The organism is Psychrobacillus sp. NPDC058041, assembly GCF_042885655.1.
In the GTDB taxonomy this organism is placed as follows: domain Bacteria; phylum Bacillota; class Bacilli; order Bacillales_A; family Planococcaceae; genus Psychrobacillus.
The window spans coordinates 205389-223037 of record NZ_JBHVRO010000003.1 but is presented as its reverse complement, the minus strand read 5'-3'; the positions used below and the strand labels follow the sequence as shown (position 1 = coordinate 223037).

At 33.9% G+C, this 17649-nt stretch carries 18 protein-coding genes; 2 read left to right on the top strand and 16 right to left on the bottom strand.

Annotation, left to right across the window (positions count from 1 at the left end; all coding sequences use genetic code 11):
• Window positions 1–357 precede the first annotated feature (357 nt).
• Both ACFVR1_RS06200 and ACFVR1_RS06195 read right to left on the bottom strand, forming a co-directional pair.
• Window positions 358–1554, bottom strand: a complete 1197-nt coding sequence (locus tag ACFVR1_RS06200; protein ID WP_387581756.1) for a glycine C-acetyltransferase — start codon at window positions 1552–1554, stop codon at window positions 358–360.
• Between the two features lie 236 nt (window positions 1555–1790).
• On the bottom strand, window positions 1791–2072 hold the full coding sequence (locus ACFVR1_RS06195) for a hypothetical protein (protein ID WP_387581753.1): 282 nt from the start codon (window positions 2070–2072) through the stop codon (window positions 1791–1793).
• A gap of 322 nt (window positions 2073–2394) precedes the next feature.
• On the opposite strand from ACFVR1_RS06195, the gene ACFVR1_RS06190 reads away from it, so the two are divergent.
• Window positions 2395–3168, top strand: coding sequence for a TSUP family transporter (locus tag ACFVR1_RS06190; protein ID WP_387581750.1), 774 nt, complete (start codon window positions 2395–2397; stop codon window positions 3166–3168).
• A 642-nt stretch (window positions 3169–3810) separates the two neighbouring features.
• Here the strand turns inward: ACFVR1_RS06190 and ACFVR1_RS06185 are convergent.
• From ACFVR1_RS06185 to ACFVR1_RS06170, 4 genes are all read right to left on the bottom strand, one after another.
• Window positions 3811–4704 carry an aminoglycoside phosphotransferase family protein gene (locus ACFVR1_RS06185; RefSeq protein ID WP_387581748.1) on the bottom strand — a complete coding sequence of 298 codons (894 nt, stop codon included), beginning with the start codon at window positions 4702–4704 and terminating at the stop codon, window positions 3811–3813.
• A 259-nt stretch (window positions 4705–4963) separates the two neighbouring features.
• Window positions 4964–5998 (bottom strand): DUF4179 domain-containing protein, encoded by a 1035-nt coding sequence (locus ACFVR1_RS06180; protein WP_387581745.1) that lies wholly within the window; start codon window positions 5996–5998, stop codon window positions 4964–4966.
• Window positions 5995–6549 (bottom strand): RNA polymerase sigma factor, encoded by a 555-nt coding sequence (locus tag ACFVR1_RS06175; RefSeq protein ID WP_387581742.1) that lies wholly within the window; start codon window positions 6547–6549, stop codon window positions 5995–5997. The genes ACFVR1_RS06180 and ACFVR1_RS06175 overlap by 4 nt, the downstream gene beginning before the upstream one ends.
• Window positions 6550–6939: 390 nt before the next feature.
• A complete protein-coding gene (locus tag ACFVR1_RS06170) occupies window positions 6940–7596 on the bottom strand; it encodes an HAD family hydrolase (protein ID WP_387582424.1) in 657 nt (218 codons plus the stop codon).
• Between the two features lie 191 nt (window positions 7597–7787).
• Between ACFVR1_RS06170 and ACFVR1_RS06165 the strand changes: the two genes are divergently transcribed.
• A complete protein-coding gene (locus tag ACFVR1_RS06165) occupies window positions 7788–8333 on the top strand; it encodes an HXXEE domain-containing protein (protein ID WP_387581740.1) in 546 nt (181 codons plus the stop codon).
• A 217-nt stretch (window positions 8334–8550) separates the two neighbouring features.
• On the opposite strand, the gene ACFVR1_RS06160 is transcribed toward ACFVR1_RS06165, so the two are convergent.
• From ACFVR1_RS06160 to ybaK, 10 genes are all read right to left on the bottom strand, one after another.
• Window positions 8551–9144: a dienelactone hydrolase family protein gene (locus tag ACFVR1_RS06160; RefSeq protein WP_387581737.1), complete on the bottom strand. Its 594-nt coding sequence runs from the start codon at window positions 9142–9144 to the stop codon at window positions 8551–8553.
• Window positions 9145–9348: 204 nt separating this feature from the next.
• Entirely contained in the window at window positions 9349–9939 is a 591-nt protein-coding gene (locus ACFVR1_RS06155) for a hypothetical protein (protein WP_387581735.1), read from the bottom strand.
• Between the two features lie 574 nt (window positions 9940–10513).
• Window positions 10514–11158, bottom strand: a complete 645-nt coding sequence (locus ACFVR1_RS06150) for a hypothetical protein (RefSeq protein WP_387581732.1) — start codon at window positions 11156–11158, stop codon at window positions 10514–10516.
• Window positions 11159–11557: 399 nt separating this feature from the next.
• On the bottom strand, window positions 11558–11971 hold the full coding sequence (locus ACFVR1_RS06145) for a GNAT family N-acetyltransferase (protein WP_387581730.1): 414 nt from the start codon (window positions 11969–11971) through the stop codon (window positions 11558–11560).
• Between the two features lie 32 nt (window positions 11972–12003).
• Window positions 12004–13041: a serine hydrolase domain-containing protein gene (locus tag ACFVR1_RS06140; RefSeq protein WP_387581728.1), complete on the bottom strand. Its 1038-nt coding sequence runs from the start codon at window positions 13039–13041 to the stop codon at window positions 12004–12006.
• Window positions 13042–13264: 223 nt separating this feature from the next.
• The gene (locus ACFVR1_RS06135) at window positions 13265–13546 is read right to left on the bottom strand and encodes a barstar family protein (protein WP_387581726.1); all 282 of its coding nucleotides are present in this window, start codon (window positions 13544–13546) and stop codon (window positions 13265–13267) included.
• A 339-nt stretch (window positions 13547–13885) separates the two neighbouring features.
• A complete protein-coding gene (locus ACFVR1_RS06130; protein ID WP_387581725.1) occupies window positions 13886–14548 on the bottom strand; it encodes a nucleoside/nucleotide kinase family protein in 663 nt (220 codons plus the stop codon).
• Between the two features lie 721 nt (window positions 14549–15269).
• On the bottom strand, window positions 15270–16331 hold the full coding sequence (locus ACFVR1_RS06125) for a hypothetical protein (protein WP_387581723.1): 1062 nt from the start codon (window positions 16329–16331) through the stop codon (window positions 15270–15272).
• Between the two features lie 77 nt (window positions 16332–16408).
• Window positions 16409–17059: a YczE/YyaS/YitT family protein gene (locus ACFVR1_RS06120; protein ID WP_387581720.1), complete on the bottom strand. Its 651-nt coding sequence runs from the start codon at window positions 17057–17059 to the stop codon at window positions 16409–16411.
• 99 nt (window positions 17060–17158) lie between these two features.
• Window positions 17159–17647, bottom strand: a complete 489-nt coding sequence (gene ybaK, locus ACFVR1_RS06115; protein WP_387581717.1) for a Cys-tRNA(Pro) deacylase — start codon at window positions 17645–17647, stop codon at window positions 17159–17161.
• Between the last annotated feature and the right edge of the window lie 2 nt (window positions 17648–17649).

The following is a 17649-nucleotide window of genomic DNA, read 5'->3' as shown; positions in this document are numbered from 1 at the left end:
ATACCCTTAAAAAAATTACTCATCACAATTAATTTCTCCAATGGTGAAATTAATTGAATAAAAAAATATTATTTGCAAACATAACTTTCTAGATTAATCTAAATTATTAATCAATTCGCAAGTATTTATGATAGATTACAGAAAATTCTGCTGACAGTCAATAAAAAAATATTTTTTTATTTTCATGGATGACAAAAGTGACTGTACCTCCTTTTCTTCAAGGACAGTATTTTGAATAGAACAATCCTTTGGATGCATAACGAGTGTTAATTTAACATCATAAAAAAAAAAACGCAGGGGTTTAAAGCCCCTGCGTTTTCTTGTGCGATTTAGTAACTAAAAGTACTTACGAGTTTATTATGAAATTACCCCAAGCTCTTTACCAACCTTCTCATAAATAGCTAATGCTTCATCTAGCATTTCTTTTGTATGAGCAGCTGTTGGCATGTTGCGTACGCGGCCTGTGCCTTTTGGGACGGTTGGGAAGACGATGGATTTTGCGTAGACGCCTTCTTCAAATAGTCGTTTGGAGAATTGTTGTGTTAGTTTTTCTTCTCCTATGATACATGGTGTGATTGGTGTTTCGGATGCGCCGATGTTGAAGCCGAGTTTGGATAGTCCAGCTTTCAAGTAGTCACCGTTCTCCCATAGTTTGTCATGTAATTCCGTAGAATCAATAATCATTTGAACTGCTGCAGTAATTGCTGCGACATCTCCAGGTGGCAATGCTGTAGAGAATAAAAACGGACGGGAACGAACTTTTAACCAGTCGATTAAATCTTTTTTCCCTGCAACGTATCCACCTACAACTCCGATTGCTTTAGAAAGCGTACCGATTTGGAAGTCGATTTCTTTTTCTAAACCGAAGTGCTTCACAGTCCCTTTTCCTTTACCAGTAACGCCTGAACCGTGTGCATCATCCACATAAGTGATTAGGTCGAATTCTTTTGCGATTTCTACGATTTCTGGAAGTTTTGCAATATCTCCATCCATAGAGAATACGCCATCTGTGATCACCATTACTTTATTGTATAATCCAGATTCTGTTGCTTGTTTTGCTTTTGCCCGTAAATCATCCATATCAGAGTGATTAAAAGGAATAATTTTGGCTTTAGAAAGTCGGCAACCGTCGATAATGGATGCGTGGTTTAATTGATCCGAAAGAATGGCATCGTTTTTATCCATTACAGCTGAAATTGCTGCCATATTACAATTGAAGCCAGATTGATAAGAGATAGCTGCTTCTGTTCCTTTGAACTCTGCAAGTTTGGCTTCTAATTTTACATGAAGATCCAGTGTACCATTAATTGTACGAACTGCTCCTGCTCCAACTCCATACTTGTCCACTGCTTCTTTTGCAATGCGTTTAAGTTCTGGGTTTGTCGCAAGCCCTAAATAGTTATTAGAAGATAGATTAATAAGTTCCGATCCACGGACATTTATCTTCGCTCCATTTGGTCCTTCTACAGGGTCAATTTCGTTATATAAGCCTTGGTCTTTCAATTCATCTAGGTTTTCTGTTAAAAAATTGTTTAATACGTTTGACAAGGTCATCTTCCTTTCAAGCGAAATATTCCCTTCTATCTTACCATGCCTAGCCGAAAAGACAAAAAAAAACCGCAGACAGTAGTCTGCCGCATTGTTTTGCATGAGAGAATTTCTGGTTAGTTGGAAAAATGCTCTCTTTATGCCGCTTTGAAGTAAAGATTGATAAAAATGGTTTTTTTATGATTTAGTCTACAGCCTTTATAAAAAGGTTTGATCATTTTTTAATACTAACTCCACATTAGTTAAATAATATTTTTTATCCAAGTCATCATTCGAATAACTTGGAATGGTTCAAACCAAGTGACTAAAAATAGAACAATGAATAAAGATGAAAGTGAGATATATTTTATACTTCCTTTTTCCCTTTTAGAGATAGCAATAAAACAAAAGACAGCCCCAATTAATAAAAAGATAGCTCCTAGAAGTATAATAGGTTCAACATAATCGTCTATTATCCAATTAAATGTAAAGAAAAGAAATCCTAAAAATATAAAGGCTATTGAGCTTTTACTTAAACGTTTCATATTACAAACACCCCTAAATCATTTTCTAATTATGACTATAAGTTTTCATGAAAAGTTCCAATTCTTGTTAAACTAGACTCCCCCATTAGTTGAACAAGAAAAATAGCCGTCTAAGCAGCAAAAACGGTGCATCACAGACTTGTCACTACTCTATACGAGTAACACTCATGGGAGATTAATCCTTCTCTGGTCATTGCAACAGTCTTGCCTTTATTCTAGGAAGAATGGAGTTGGTTCTTGATCTACCTATCAACTCAATATTAACATTCTGACTAATATTAGTTACTATTACAGTAGTAACTAATATAGAAAGAGTGACAATATGATATTTGATTTAGATCCACAGGTTATAACTATCCTTATATTACTTGGCTTTCTAGCCGCTTTTATTGATTCTATTGTTGGAGGTGGTGGTTTGATAGCATTACCAGCTCTTTTATTTGTAGGGTTAAATCCAACAGCTGCTGTTGCGACAAACAAACTCGCGGGTACGATGGGGTCATTAACTTCTACTATTTCATTTTATCGTTCTGGAAAACTCGATTTCCGATCTGTAGCAAAGTATTTCCCACTAGCGTTTATCGGGTCACTTATTGGAGCCTGGGCCGTTACATTAATTAGTCCAGATATATTAAAACCGTTAATGCTATTTATGCTTGCTGCTGTTGGCGTCTATACGATTTTCAAAAAGGATTGGGGAGGCATGCCCGCGATAAAAACACTCTCACCAGTTCGTATTTTCGGATTAATCCTCTTGCTATTAGCAATTGGCTTTTATGATGGTTTTTTAGGGCCAGGTACAGGTTCCTTTTTTATTTTTACTTTTTTAATGCTTGGCTTTGATTTTTTAAAGGCAGCAGGAAATGCAAAGTTCTTAAATTTGGGAAGTAATATGGCAGCACTTCTTATGTTTGTCTATTTAGACGAAATTCATTTTGTATATGGATTCATTATGGGGATTGCCCAAATTTTTGGAGCCATTGTTGGTACACAATTTGCAATCAAAAAAGGAAGTACCTTTGTCCGGAAACTATTCATTATCGTAACAATCACCCTACTTATAAAAAACACATATGACTATTTCTTCTCTAATTAATGTAGTCATATGTATTTTATTAGTTTTGTTAATATTTTTTACCAAATTAAGCATACGCTTCGCTAAAACTAATGAAAAATCATTAGCTTTTTTCTCCACTATTTGATGCACAATGGATCTCTTCGATGTTTATGGCAACGTACCCTCCGATGTCTCTTAGCGTCAAGAGAAGACTAACTGATTTATAAATGGAAGTTGCTGAATTCTAATAGATTACCAGCTAATTCATAAGACACTTAAATAAAAACCAATCCATAACATAAGCCAAATTCCTTAACGTACAGGTATTTGGCTATATTTATGTCGAAATTCGCTTAGCATCCAAAATTTCCGAAATGTTGCGGTATCCCAATAAGGGGTAGCGTCAGGAAAATGCAGACTTCCGACTATAAGGAAACTCCAATACTAAAAAGCCCAACTTCTCCGTAAAATAATAGAGAAATTAGGCTTTTCATTACTTCATTAAAGCGCCTGATTAAGAAATAAAACGGAAGTATTATTGGAAGGTTTATTTCACTATCCTACTCTTTAACTGTTTATATATAAAAAAAAATGGTCTACTGTATCAGTACATCGTTATTCAATTCTTGCGCCGGTTTAATTGAATAAGATAAACGAACCCATCTTTTTTGTAATTTAATTTTATTTAAGTGTTTCTTTAAATTCGTAATCGCCTTCTATTGTATTAATAATATTATATGATTCTTCTGCGATTGCTTTGTTAGAATGCTTATTCCAATTGTAAGTAATTAAAGCCTTCCATAAAGCCCATCCTCTTGCTCTGTTCCAAGTTTCTTGATCTATATTTAATGCATTTTTGAATATCTTTCTACTATTATCATCAAAAAAAGTCCATGCCATGGCAGCGTCACAAGAAGGGTCTCCTACGCCTAAAATTCCGAAATCAATAATGGCACAAAGCTCCCCATTTTTAACTAGAATATTACCAGGTGCTATATCGCCATGAACCCAAACTGGATTTTCTACCCACTTTGAATTTAATGCAAGTTCCCAAATTTCGTTCAATAATGGAGCGTTTAATGTATCTTTATTTTGTTCAATTGCATCTCTGGACTCTTGATCGTAAACGGCAATATCTCCTCCCCTATAAAAATTATGTTGCCCTGCTAAAGGGCCACCACTAGCATCTATAGATTGGAATTCAATTAAAAATGCTCCCAAGTCTCTTGCAAATTGGTTAGGATCATTAATATTTTCTAGAGTCAATGTCTCTCCCTCTAACCACTTGTTGACAGACCATGGGAATGGGAATTCCTCACTTGGGTTCCCTTTTGCTATAGGTATTGAAATTGGTAAAGAAAGATCTTTTGATAATTTTGGTAGCCATTTTTGCTCTTTCTCCACTTGAGGAACATAACATTTAGCACTTGGTAACCTTACACTCATATGGTCGCCTAAGTGAAACGTTCTATTGTCATTTCCGCTATTTTTAACAGGTCTGATTTCCAATTTTGACCATTCTGGGAATTGTTTATTTATTAATTTTCTAACTAAATCCTCGTTGATAGTATGCATTTAATACCCCTCTATCAGTTATTTATCAATCACCAAAAAATTAGTATCAGTATGAAGAAGGTAAGCCCTTTAAGGTAGCTGTAATAGCATGAGCAAATAAACTTTTACATTGGATTTATGCACACAGCCAATTAAAGTTATTAATAAGAGAATAGCATGGGAATAAAACAAACTTTTTCAATATGTCACTCCTTGCTAGCATACCTTTTCTATGAGTATGAGACATCACAATAATTTGCGGGTGTAATTTGCTTGGTCTTTAAAACGGAAAATCATTGCCGTTCTTGTCTTGGACAATTAGCTCATATTTCAGATTTTCTATCTTTGTTTTTACTTCTTCACTATCCAGGAACTCAGTAATTTCTTTTCGGATCTTGTTTACCGTCTCTTTAGTCTCTGCATCCGATGATTTCATTTTAGTTATGATGGTAATAGACACTTTTTCAGGCTTATAGGAATATCTAATGTCTTCTACCTGATACTCTTTTTTCAGGAAAAACTCTTCTTCAATGCTCCTTATGACGGGCATCCACTGAATCTTAAGTTCTTCTTCCGTAACGTCTCGAGTTATAACCTGTACTTGTTTCGGTGAACCATTTGCTTTCAAAAGTTCAATCGCGGCCTTGTAGATATCTACTTTCTTAGCTTCATCGGCAATCGGGATATACACATTGACTACAGGGTTATATGCGTTAACATTCATAATCGGGTATCCTGCTTCCTGCAAGTCCGACATTAACTTCTCGCCTAGTTCCTTCCTTAGTTTATCTATCTTTTTTAGCGCGGGAGATCCCTCATTCGTGTCAGAAACCATTAACTCGTAGTTATCATACCCTCTTTTTTCCAAAATTTCAGTCAAAATATTTAAAACTCTGTCTTTTTCTTGATTGACGTATTGTTCCGTTCCCTTCAGCCGTATGTCAAAGTGTGCCTTCTGTCCCGACATTCCCATGCCGATACCTGCTGGTTTATACCCTTCTTTCTCCAACGCTTCTGCAATTACTTCATGTATCGGTTTATGGAATACTTGTCCTAGATACGGGATTTTTGATACTACTTCCGCCATAGTTGGATTCAGGAATGCGGAACCCGTTAGGATCCCAAGACTGATAACCGCTGCAACCGCAAACTGGGATTTCCTCCAAGCTCTTTTTCTTCCTTTCGACTCTTCAAAATCCGCTCTCTTTTCTGACTCTTCCTTAATATTTTTGACAAATTCGTACATGGAAGATGGTGCCTGGATTTTTTCCATCTCTTCTTCGATTTCTTTCTTCAACGATTCATCGATCTTCATTGTGAATTCACCTCTATCAACTGATTTTCGATCAACCTTTTTTTTAGAGCATTCCTCGCCCTGCGAAGGTGGGATTTGACCGTCGAACTTTTCAGTCCCAGCAAGTCTGATATTTCTTGGATTGCTTGCTCTTGGTAATAGTAGAGGATGAGGACGTTCTGGTAGTCACTGTTATCAAGAGATGATATGCCCTTTTTAATCTCGTTTTCGGTTTCCTCTTTTAGCACACTTTCCATCACGTCATGTTTGTCTGTCAGCACATCGATTTCAAGTGGTGATTCCTTCAGGCGGTCATTCTTTCTCCAAGCATCGATTGAGCGGTGGGAGACCAGTTTATAGAACCAGGTGTTGAAATAGGTGATATCCTTTCCACTCATAATGTTCCGATATACCTCAATCAACGCATTTTGGACAACCTCTTCTGCCTGTTCCTTCGACTTGAGGATACTGAAACTAGTCCTATACCCCTTTTCAATCAAGGGGTTGACTAGTTGAGCGAAAGCTTCGTCCTCGCCGTTCCGGATCCGTGTCATCAGTGTTTCCTGGTCCATGAGGAAAACCCCCTTTTTTGTTTCTACCTTTTAGGCGAAGGTGAGGCTACTTAGGATGCACAATTTGAAAAAATAAAATGGAAAAGGAGTTGAATAGACGTCCAACTCTAGTAATGTTTAATTAAAAGCAGTGTTTTTAATATTCCTGTTTTTCCAAAAATTCAGATCCACTATTCATGAAGACTTTTGTTGAAATAAATAACCCTGGCTACTGATATATTAAATCCTATAAAAATAAGGTCAACCAGTTAAATCTGGTTAACCTTATAATACGAAGCACTCGTTAGTCCAACAACGATTTAGTCATTACACATCTTTTCGATAATCATTATTATTGTTTTTACTTATTATAAAAATATTGTGAAGTAAAACAACTTCTGATTATGCTAATTATTCAATATAACTTAATAATCGATCAAAAGAATTGATCTCGGCATATGGTTTTATTTCGGAATCATTCTTTATCATATGAGGATTGAACCATATGCCCTTTATATTTGCATTTTGACAACCACCAATATCCTTTTCTATGTCATCTCCAACGAATAATACCTCTTCCGGTTGCACATTAAGCTTATTTAATGCTAAATCAAATATGCGTTTGTCAGGTTTACTAAATCCCACTTCTTCAGAAATAATTATTATATCAAAACAACTATTTAAATTAGTGTTAATTATTTTGGTTTTTTGTCTATGAGTTGAGCCGTTTGTTATAATTCCAACTTTAACATACATTTTTATAGAATTTACTATATTTATAATATTTTGGTTTATAGAAAAACAATGAGGAAAATTATTATTCCAAAAATCTTGAATGTAATTGCGTGGCAATCTATATTTTGGTGGAAATTCATCAAATAATGATTCCAAAACTTTTATTTTATCATTATTGCCATAGCTACTTTTATCATATTCTTTAAATTTTTTAAGCATTTCGTTTTTTACTGAATGTTTAATATCCTCATAACACTTTTCTAAAATAATTAAAAACATCTTATCTACTGCCTGATCTCTATTAAGTAAGGTATCATCTAAATCAAATAGCATTGCTTTATAATCTCTCAAATAACTCCACAACCTTTCTCACATTTTATAAATAATCCCTAGTTCGCACCTTCAAACCAAGGAGCTTTTTCAATTACACTTTCAATATATAACTACATAATTAAAGATAGGTAAATAGTTATAAAATTTCATATTTTAAACTGAGTACAAATATCAATGAAAGAGGTAGAAGTATGGATCTATGGATAAATGTTCAAACTCTTATTTGGTTGTTTCCTATTTTATTTATTTTTCATGACTTCGAAGAAATTATTATGGTAGAAAATTGGCTAAATAAGAATAGGCACGAAGTTTATAAAAGATTACCCAAAAAATTAGCTGATCGAGTAGTTAAACAATTTTCCATGTCCACTGCACAATTTGCTTTTGCAGTATTAATTATATTTTTATTTGTTAGCATTTCTACAATTATGGCCAACCAATACTTAACTCACGGAGTATTTGCTAATATCTATCTTTTTACAGCAGTAACATTAACTTTTTTCATCCATGCATTTACCCATATTGAACAAGCAATATTTTTCCGTTCCATAACTCCAGGAGCGATAACGTCGTTAATAATCATACTTCCATACAGTTTAGTGTTATATAAAGCTTTGTTAGTAAGTGAAGTCATAACGTGGAAGATTATTATTATAAGTCTACCTTTTGGTTTTCTTATAATTCCTCTTGTTTTATTTGCTCATTGGTTAGGAAAAAAGGGTTATAAAGTCAATTAATTCTTAAAAGTCACCTTAAAATGACTTTTTAATTTAAAAAAATCAATAGATTTCATTCCTTATAATACGGTATTTTTCCTTATTAATTTCCTGCACCATTCAAATGCGATATAAAAAAGATTGGAATTTCGATATCTCTTGTTTAATTATGTGAAATTCTTCACTGCAAAAAATATTGCCTTAAAGTGCTAAATCATCAGCATCTGTATTTCATGAATTAGTGTTTCGATAAAAAATCAACCATTATGCCAAAAGATTCTTGTGCAGATTTTACATTATACTTTGAATTGTATGGGTCACTAAATCCATGTTCTCCATGAATTTTATGTATCTCGATATTCTTTTTTTCTAAGTATGGAATTAATTCGTCGACATTAAATGATTTCTCACTTTCAGGAAAGAAAAGCATTGTTGAACATAAAGGTTCAATCTCTAGATAGTTTCTAATTCGCGAACCATAGTAGCCAACAATTCCATCGATATCATTTTCTTCACTACATAACCATGCAGTGGTTGCCCCAACACTAAATCCAACAATAAAGACTTTTTCATATTGATCTTTAATATCTTGCAATACTCGTTTAATTTTATCTGCCGCATTAATAAACCCGATATTCTCCATAAAATTTCGATAAGCAATTTCTTCAAATGAATATTCAAAAGGTCCTACTTTTTCTAATAAGTTGGGACAAATAACATCAAAGCCTCTTTCTGATAATGAATGGCAAAATTTATTCATATGCTGGTTAACCCCATAAATTTCATGTACTACTATGATTAATTTGTTTGAGTTACTTTGTATGTTTATCAAATTAAACCTCCAATTAAATCAAAACTTTCTTCTAATAATACATAACTAAATGAATAATACTTCTTCAACTAACTTGCCCGTCAGCACAATAAGAAACTATTTATTGCTCTTCAACTCCTGCCCCCTTTTATTAAAGAAGAAAGGAGATGTTTCTTACCACAATATGCTTTTCCTATTCTGGAATGTTATTTAGAAATTAAATATCTAATCCTCCCAGTAAAAAATTGCATCCATCACTAAATACTCTTTAGGTTTACGATAGATTGTTGGTATTTTCGTTTGAATTGATAATGGTTGCTTCAATTTTTCATCTTCTAATAGTTCATACTTAAACTCTTTTAACGCTTGTTTCAATTGTTCTGCAATTAATTTAAATTTCTCATTTAAAACTAATCGATTTGAACCATCAAGTATAGTACCATATAACCCACCAACTACCTCCTTTGTCTCAATACAAACTTTTTTATATCTGTCATCTTCGCCCATGATTGCTACAGGTGCTAGCCGACAAATATCAATAATAATTCCATTTGTCTTAATCTCTTGAAATCCATACTTTTCTTCAACAACTGTAACATCTTCTTTTCGATAACAAAAAAATTCAATAAAGGAAGCGTATCCACTTCCAAAATGATTCCACTCTGCTTCACACACTAAATTAGGTATACGGTTTATTCTATAAAATAACCGTCTGATATGTGCTTCAATTTCTTGCTCATTATTTGTATTATAAGGAAACTTGTCCCCAACAATTCTTCCTTCAATTAAGGCTTGTAATTGTTCATTAGAAAACACACGAAACACCTCTCCATTTTTCTTCACCATGACATTACATTCAGTTCTTCCATTAATACCGCACATTATTTTTTAATACGTTTAAGGTGAATAAACGTTTCAAATTTTATCCAATTAACTTCTTAGAATTTATAAAAATTAAATGAACTTAGGTGCTTCCTCTAAGCCTGTTAACTTTCATACGCCATAACGTATCATGGATTTTCATATTAGACCATTACCAGAGAGATGTGACCATCATCTATTTATCCAGCATTTTCGCCAGTTCTTAATACTATTCCAAGCGATTGTATTCCTTGTAGGTGCAATAAGTGCTTTCAGACTATACAAAAAAGATTTCAATTAAAACTTTATAAAAAAAAGATCGAGTCCTTTAAGGAATCGATCTTTTACTTTTAATGTTCGTTTATCTTAGATGATTTTTTCTAACTTCTTTGTTCAACTATGGCACCCTTTAGTTTAATAATAGAAATTAGTTTTGTAGCAAGTCTCATATTGGGCTTTCATTAACTAAATTTGATTTGCTAAGTTAGCTGTAAATAACTAACTATAGAGTTGGGCTTTATAATTCAATCTATTTACTATTTAACTTCTTTACCCATTCACTATCATCCCAAATATTAGGATTATCAATCGTTAGATTTTCTCCACGTACCAAGAAATCATAACTATCTTTTGCACCAGTATACCAATCAACAATGACTAACTTGCCGTTTGCATTACGTACGAGAAATTCAGTGACTTCACCATAACTACCTACAGTCTTTTTAATTTCCGCAGGTAATTTTAAATAGAGAAAACCGCCATCCATATCATCAGTATACTCCACTTCCCAAGTGCTAATCTCAATATTTTGCACCTTTTCATTAAATTTTCCATACACGTCATATTTGGATTGAATTTTCTTTTGTGTATACTGTCTAAGGTTTTCGTTATCGATAAATGTACCCAATTCAATATCCGAGCCGTTCCAGACCGCCTTATAATAGTCAGACAGCGCTCTCACACATATTTCATAAGCCGTTACAGAATCCTGAATAGATAGTTCCCCTTCATTATTAGCTAAATATTCGTAGGAATCCTGTAATACATTCTCTTCTGTGCTGCTATCTCCCGAGACTACAGGTGTATTTTGATTTGTACTTTCATCAATTTCAGCGGAAGTATTATAATCTTTTTTATCATTATCACTACAGCCAACTAATATTAATACCAGCATAAGAGTAAAAATAGTAAATTCGATATTTTTATAGAATATTGTTCACCCCTTTATGGATTTAGTGGTCATTTCATAAAAAAAAGTAACAAAAAAGAGTTGCCTAAGCATTCATATTTCACTAAAGCACCCTTTAGTGAAAAACGTCTCTACATTCCTTTTCCCATTAGACTCAAAAATCAATTGTTAAAATCATTGACCCAATAGAAATTAGGCACATTATTACAAATTGATTAAAAGTAATCTTTTTTAATTTACCTTTTCTATTCTGACTGTATAAAAATTCGGCTAGTTGAACAAGAATAAATAACTATATTATCAGCTCCTTGTATCACTAAAGCACCCGGTTAGTTTAATAAGAAAGCATTTTAGCTTATTAGAATAGAAGTAATAAAAATATTTTTATTCGTTAAAAGCCCAGACTTTAAATTCTGTATCTTGTTCTTGTAGATGCCAACCTGACTTGTAATAGTATTCATTAAATTTTGATTCGAACGGACATAACGCAAGGATTGGTAAGTCATTTATAGTTTTTAACATCTTTTTTAACAGCCCTTGTCCACGATAGTCCTCATTTATAGCAAATTGATATAATGATATGCTATTGGTTGTTTTTTTTCTGTAAAATCGAAAAGCTCCTACTACTTGTCCATCGACTATCCCCACTATCATTTGTTTTCTTCTTATAGCTGCTTTAATTCCGAGAGGGCATAAAAACTCTTTAGAATAAATTCCGCTGTTATTACAATCTAAATTGTTTTTGAAGAAAGACACGATTTGAGGTGCGTATGTTGTATCGGCTAATGCTATCTGCATCTATCTCACCCCATTATCAAAACTGACGTTTTTTAAGACATAAATGATTTATATATTTCTCCTATAATCCCCTCCATTTGATGAACACCTAACTCTGCATTTGTCATTATGACTGCACCTTTCTCTAAATTTGGAAAAGCCGCCAACATACATTGAAAGCCTACTCCCCAGCCTAGTGATGTAATTTCAAGTTCTTTTTCCGATCCCTCTAAAAATACACCAAGCCCAGTCCACGCCTTTCCTCCCTGTGGTGTTATCATTTCTTTTGCTAAACTTGTAGAAATTCCAATCTTACTATCTCCTTTTAATGCATTCATTAATTCAATGACCAATTGAGCTATATCAAAAGAAGTTGTCCATAGCCCAGAAGCAGCGGGGTAAGGATATATAGGATATTTTCCTTCTACTAATTCGCCGTATTTGTTATGACCACAAGAAAAATCATCTCTTTTCGTTTCTGAGATTATCGTATCTAATGTACTGTTTTCCATTTTTAATGGTTCAAATATTTGTTCGGTCATAACTTGCCTAAACGATTTTTCAGTAATATCTTCTATCAATTGCTGAATGATACAAAAACCTGCATCTGAATAGTGAAATTGACTCACAGGTTCATATTTCACTTCAATTGGATAATTACAATAAGGTGTTTTCCCATTTAATAATTCAACTATTGAGGGCATACCTAACATCGAATTAAGATCAGCAAAACTATTTTCGGGGTCTATAATTCCAGATTGATGACTAAGTAAGTTTCGTAATGTAACTCTTTTATTTTTAGTTAATTCAGTATCAGGTACTTTCCACGATACAAGCCTTTTGTTTACATCCTCATCTAAATCAAGAAGACCTTGTTCCGTTAATTCCAAAACTAGCATTCCTGTTAGGAATTTACTGATTGAACAAGCACTAAAAATAGAATTTCTATTTACATTTTTAGTAGTTCCTGCCTCTAGCAAACCAAAGTTAACTGTATTTTTGATTTGACCATTTTCAATTAATGTAACGCTTAAACCTGACACATTATAATGCTTCATACGCTCTTCAATGTTAATATTCTTCATTTCCATATTAATCCTCCTATTTAAGTTTCCATAAGAGTATATTAACACGAATGTATGTTCTTTGTTAATTTTTAGGAAATATTTATTTTATTCAACTAACCTACTCTGTTAGTACGATAACTTCTACAGAAAAAGCGTTAATCCTTTTTTGGGGGATCAACGCCTATGTTACTTCAATATATTAAAAGTAAGCATTTTTTTGGTAGCTCATATTCAACTAATGCCTCTGTTAGTTGAACAAGTACTCACATTTCCAATCAGGATATTCTTCATTGTGTAGGTAAAGAAACTCTTTCATTGTTTTTGCATCTGAAGGCAAGTTTTTTTCAAATTCTAACCATCCAATAAGCACAAGTTTATCTGGCATACTAATAAGCCCTGTTATTGCATCCCAATTTTCTCCATAGAAGTCAGGGAACTCAAGCTTTTCTTTAAGAAGCAAATGTAATTGATTTGCAGTTTGGATATTACTTATGTCAATAGTTACTATTGATTCACGTTCATTACTCATTTAAAGCACCCCGATTAAATTATTCACCTTATATTTTATCATTCTTATCTAAAGTATCCTTTTTCCTTCTTGAACTAAACTGCATCTTTAATCAAAAAGCACCTCGACTACGCTGCCCAGTTAGTTTAATAAAAAAAAGGAGCTGCCTAAGCAAATCCTTTCTCTTTTACTAAAGCACCAAGTTAGCCATCCATGAAGAGTAAAATCGCCGCAGCATAACAATGGATACCCCCGTCTATTCTGTTTCTATTGTCGCGAAGAAGGATACACTATTGTATTGTGATATAGAACCCACCCGCACCAATCTTGCCTTGCACCTAGAAGTTCAACAAGAAATACTTAATTGTATACTATCGTTGGATTATTAAGGACATTGTTTTGAATAATAGCATTCGCATGAACTTGAGGTGAATGTTGTTCTAAATAGAGTTTAGAAGCTGCATGATACCTTTTCAAGAAAATTTCTTCAGCCTTTTCAAAGCTTCCAAATGCTCGTTCTTCCCGTTTGGCACCTCGCATTCTTGCTATTTTAAAGTCACTATCAACGAATATTTTATAATCAAACAGGTCACTTAAATCTTGTTTGAATAAGAATGTCCCATCTACAATGAGAATCATATCCTTAGTTGCTACTTTTTCTACTTTATTAACATACTCATCCTTTTCTAAATCTAAGGAGATTGTTTGGTAGTAAAGGTTTCCGTTTGGTCCTAAAGGAACTAAAAGTTTTTCCTTAAATGACTGGTAATCATGAGCATCCTCGTAATAACCAATAGCAGATTCCTTTCCCTGTCTGTAACGAATTTTTCTTGGGTTATGAAAATTATCTATACTTGTTCTAATTACATCCTTTCCACTACTAATAAGTGCCTCAGCGAGCTCATTTGCGAGTGTTGTTTTTCCAGATGCTGTTATCCCGCTAATCCCTACTCTAACAGGATGATTTAAACTTAAATCCAGTATTTTATTAGCTAAATCAGATATAATTTTGCTCCGTTGCATACAACAATTTCCTCCCGTGTTGTCTTTCTTGTAAGTACTATTTCTATCAATAAATAAGATAAACCTTCTTTAATAATACTGCACCATTTGTACAATAAGTTCGATAAAAATGGCGCTTCAGCTTCTTTAATCAACACCCTTGCTCTGTTCATAAGAAAAACCAGGCAAAAAGATGCCCGGTCCTTTTAAGAAGAGTAGCATCTCCTATTCAGTAACGATTACAGGATAGCACCTCTTCTTGTTAGGTACTACTCACTTAATGGATTGTAGTGAAAGGTGGCGATTCCAGTCGGAGGCCAACAGGATGTTGGTCACGAAGGCGTTGCCACACGATGTGGCGCTCTTAGCCTCCCCGCGTAACTCGTCCACCTGAAACGGAAATCCGCGGTATTATCTAATTCTTTAAAGTACTATGAACACTTGTTTCGTAGGACGATAACGCATATACTTTCTTATCCAAGGGAGCCAATAGCTAAAAAAAAAGCTTTTTCTGAACCTCTTTTATTATGCCATTTTACTGATTTAAGAAAGTTTATAATTTTTATGGGAGTAAAAAAAGAACTCTAACTATTCTTCATATTGCACTTGAGATAACAAACAAAAACAGCTTATGATTATGTAATCAATAAGCTGTTTTATCCAACTTTATAATAAATGATCAATCTTTTTTACAAAACTTCACTTTATTTTTTTGTTAAAAAGTAGCTTTATTTGCAACAATTCATACTATCGTTTCTACCATTCTATTATGCAATGAACTCCATTTATTTTCATCTATTGCTGAATCGTACATCATTTTAATCATTTTTAAATCGCCTGCATACGTACAGAGATAGTCTTGCGCAATTTCCATTTCTGAAGAATACTTTTGTTGCACTTCTGTTAGTTTTTCTTCGTCCAAAAGCGATTGATCTATATAAGGAAAGAAATCAACTATTTCATCCCCTTCTCGTTCTGGTTCGTATACATGTGGACTTGTTGCGTCCACTATGCATAATTGCAATTCAGGAACGACAACACCGTCCACACTATTTGCATCCAGTCCACACCAAATTAAACGAACATCTAAACCATGCAATTTAGCTTCTTCTCCAAACTTCTTCATAAAAGAAGACTTTCCGCTCCCTGGTAGGCCTTTAATAAATAGTCTAGATTTCAAGTTTTTAGAGATCGAATTTAATGTATCTTTTGCTCCGAGTGGAGTAAGCGATCCCATTAGTCGATGTGTCACTTTTGGATTTTTTTGAAGTGCAACATTACCGATAGCTTTCTTGTTTAATTGTTCCAATAAAGCATTTATCCCTTCCCAATTCACAGCTGGTTGGATGAGTTGCTCCCATTCATCATGTATAACTTTTGCACGAGTAAGTGCTTGTAGTCCCTTTGTTAACCAAACATCATTCACAATTTGCTTATCACGAATGAGGGGACCAATTTCTCTAAGTTTACTTTCATCATATGCATCGTAATATGGAACCCACTCATGTCCCGCACCATAATAGGATGGATCTATTGCATCCGTTTGGATATAGAGCGTTTTAGTGTCCTTAATATATACGCCCTCTAATACTTCTTCATGAAGAGGATCATAAAACCATTCCATGTTTTTTCCTCTACGAATTCCTGCATATCCTATTTCTTTTAATGTATCAGTTAGTCGGTAGGAAGTAGGTCCCTTGAAAAAGTAAACTTTTTTGGCTTCTTGAATGATTTCTTTATAGAAACTTTTAACGCCTTGTCCCGTGAATGATTTGCCCATATAGTGCGTAATTGTTCCGTTCAAATTGCCATCCTTTCTATCTTTCATTCAATGAATAATATATGTAAAATGACTAGATAATATGAAAAAAGCGCTGAAAATCATTCCTGATTTTCGGCGCTTTCTTTTATGTAAGGTAATGTGTAGCCGCAAATTTGAAATAAAATTTTTTGAGACATCGGCAATGTATAGTGAACTAGCTGACCTAATAATATTGCGATAATAACCGTCCCCAAGCCTACTGGTCCTCCAAGAGCCCAACCAACGAGGGCAACTAGAACTTCTAGAGATGTACGTACTGTTTTTATGCTCCATCCCGTTTTTTTCATGATTAATAACATAAGTGAATCGCGAGGTCCTGCTCCAACATTTGGCGAAACATATACACCTACACCAATACCCGTTACAACTACACCTAGTATGAAGATGATTAGTTGCCCTATATAGCTGTTTACGTCAGGCAAGAGCCAGTTAAACATATCAATAAATGAGCCAATGAAGAGTATGTTGAGCCAAGTACCAAGTTGCGGAAACTTTTTCGTTCCGATCATCGTGAGAACTACAATAAGTATTCCCGTTAAAATAGCCCATGTTCCAATTGACAAACCCAAATGTTTAAACAAACCTACATGAAAAACATCCCATGGTCCAATTCCAAATCTTTGCCCTTTGATCGTCATAGAAATACCTAATGCCATTAATATGACTCCACCTACAAAAAATATCCAGCGCCAAACAAATTCCTTTTTCATAAAAATCCTACTTTCTATTCCCGTAAAAAAACCATTCACAACATGGTTGGAATGGAATAAATACTATTCATTTAATTATAACTTCTTAGAGTTAAAAAGCTATTCATTTTTAGGCTTAATAATTTCAGCAAGTTTACCATTTGTCATCATAAGTAACTCTGGAACAGCAAGCCTTACTTGAAGTCCTATTTTTCCTCCACTCACAATTATATAATCAAGTTTTTGTGAATTTGCATCTACTATCGTTGGAAATAACTTTTTCATTCCTATGGGAGAGCACCCTCCGCGGATGTAGCCAGTAGTTGGGAGTAAATCTTTTAGTGGTAGCAATTCTACTTTTTTCTCAGCAACTACTTTTGCGACTGCCTTTAAATCTAATTCCTTATCCACCGGGATAATACATACGAAGAATTTGTTTGATCCGGCTGTAACAAGTAAAGTTTTATACACAACAAAAACAGGGTGACCTATTTTGTTAGCTACAGTTACCCCATCTACTTGGTCCCCCGACAACTCGTATTCAATTAAATCAAAGGGTATTTTTTGCTGCTCTAATATTCTAACAGCATTTGTTTTTTGCTTTTTCATTG

Bases quoted from the DNA above. Each gene is read 5' to 3' on its own strand.
- ACFVR1_RS06120 (WP_387581720.1), bottom strand. From the start codon at position 17,059: ATGAAAAAGGAATTTGTTTGGCGCTGGATATTTTTTGTAGGTGGAGTC.
- ACFVR1_RS06170 (WP_387582424.1), bottom strand. From the start codon at position 7,596: ATGCTATTTGATTTAGATGATACCTTACTTAATAGAGATCAGGCAGTA.
- ACFVR1_RS06130 (WP_387581725.1), bottom strand. From the start codon at position 14,548: ATGCAACGGAGCAAAATTATATCTGATTTAGCTAATAAAATACTGGAT.
- ACFVR1_RS06200 (WP_387581756.1), bottom strand. From the start codon at position 1,554: ATGACCTTGTCAAACGTATTAAACAATTTTTTAACAGAAAACCTAGAT.
- ACFVR1_RS06180 (WP_387581745.1), bottom strand. From the start codon at position 5,998: ATGAAGATCGATGAATCGTTGAAGAAAGAAATCGAAGAAGAGATGGAA.
- ybaK (WP_387581717.1), bottom strand. From the start codon at position 17,647: ATGAAAAAGCAAAAAACAAATGCTGTTAGAATATTAGAGCAGCAAAAA.
- ACFVR1_RS06190 (WP_387581750.1), top strand. From the start codon at position 2,395: ATGATATTTGATTTAGATCCACAGGTTATAACTATCCTTATATTACTT.
- ACFVR1_RS06185 (WP_387581748.1), bottom strand. From the start codon at position 4,704: ATGCATACTATCAACGAGGATTTAGTTAGAAAATTAATAAATAAACAA.
- ACFVR1_RS06135 (WP_387581726.1), bottom strand. From the start codon at position 13,546: ATGAGTAATGAACGTGAATCAATAGTAACTATTGACATAAGTAATATC.
- ACFVR1_RS06195 (WP_387581753.1), bottom strand. From the start codon at position 2,072: ATGAAACGTTTAAGTAAAAGCTCAATAGCCTTTATATTTTTAGGATTT.
- ACFVR1_RS06145 (WP_387581730.1), bottom strand. From the start codon at position 11,971: ATGCAGATAGCATTAGCCGATACAACATACGCACCTCAAATCGTGTCT.
- ACFVR1_RS06150 (WP_387581732.1), bottom strand. From the start codon at position 11,158: ATGCTGGTATTAATATTAGTTGGCTGTAGTGATAATGATAAAAAAGAT.
- ACFVR1_RS06175 (WP_387581742.1), bottom strand. From the start codon at position 6,549: ATGGACCAGGAAACACTGATGACACGGATCCGGAACGGCGAGGACGAA.
- ACFVR1_RS06140 (WP_387581728.1), bottom strand. From the start codon at position 13,041: ATGGAAATGAAGAATATTAACATTGAAGAGCGTATGAAGCATTATAAT.
- ACFVR1_RS06165 (WP_387581740.1), top strand. From the start codon at position 7,788: ATGGATCTATGGATAAATGTTCAAACTCTTATTTGGTTGTTTCCTATT.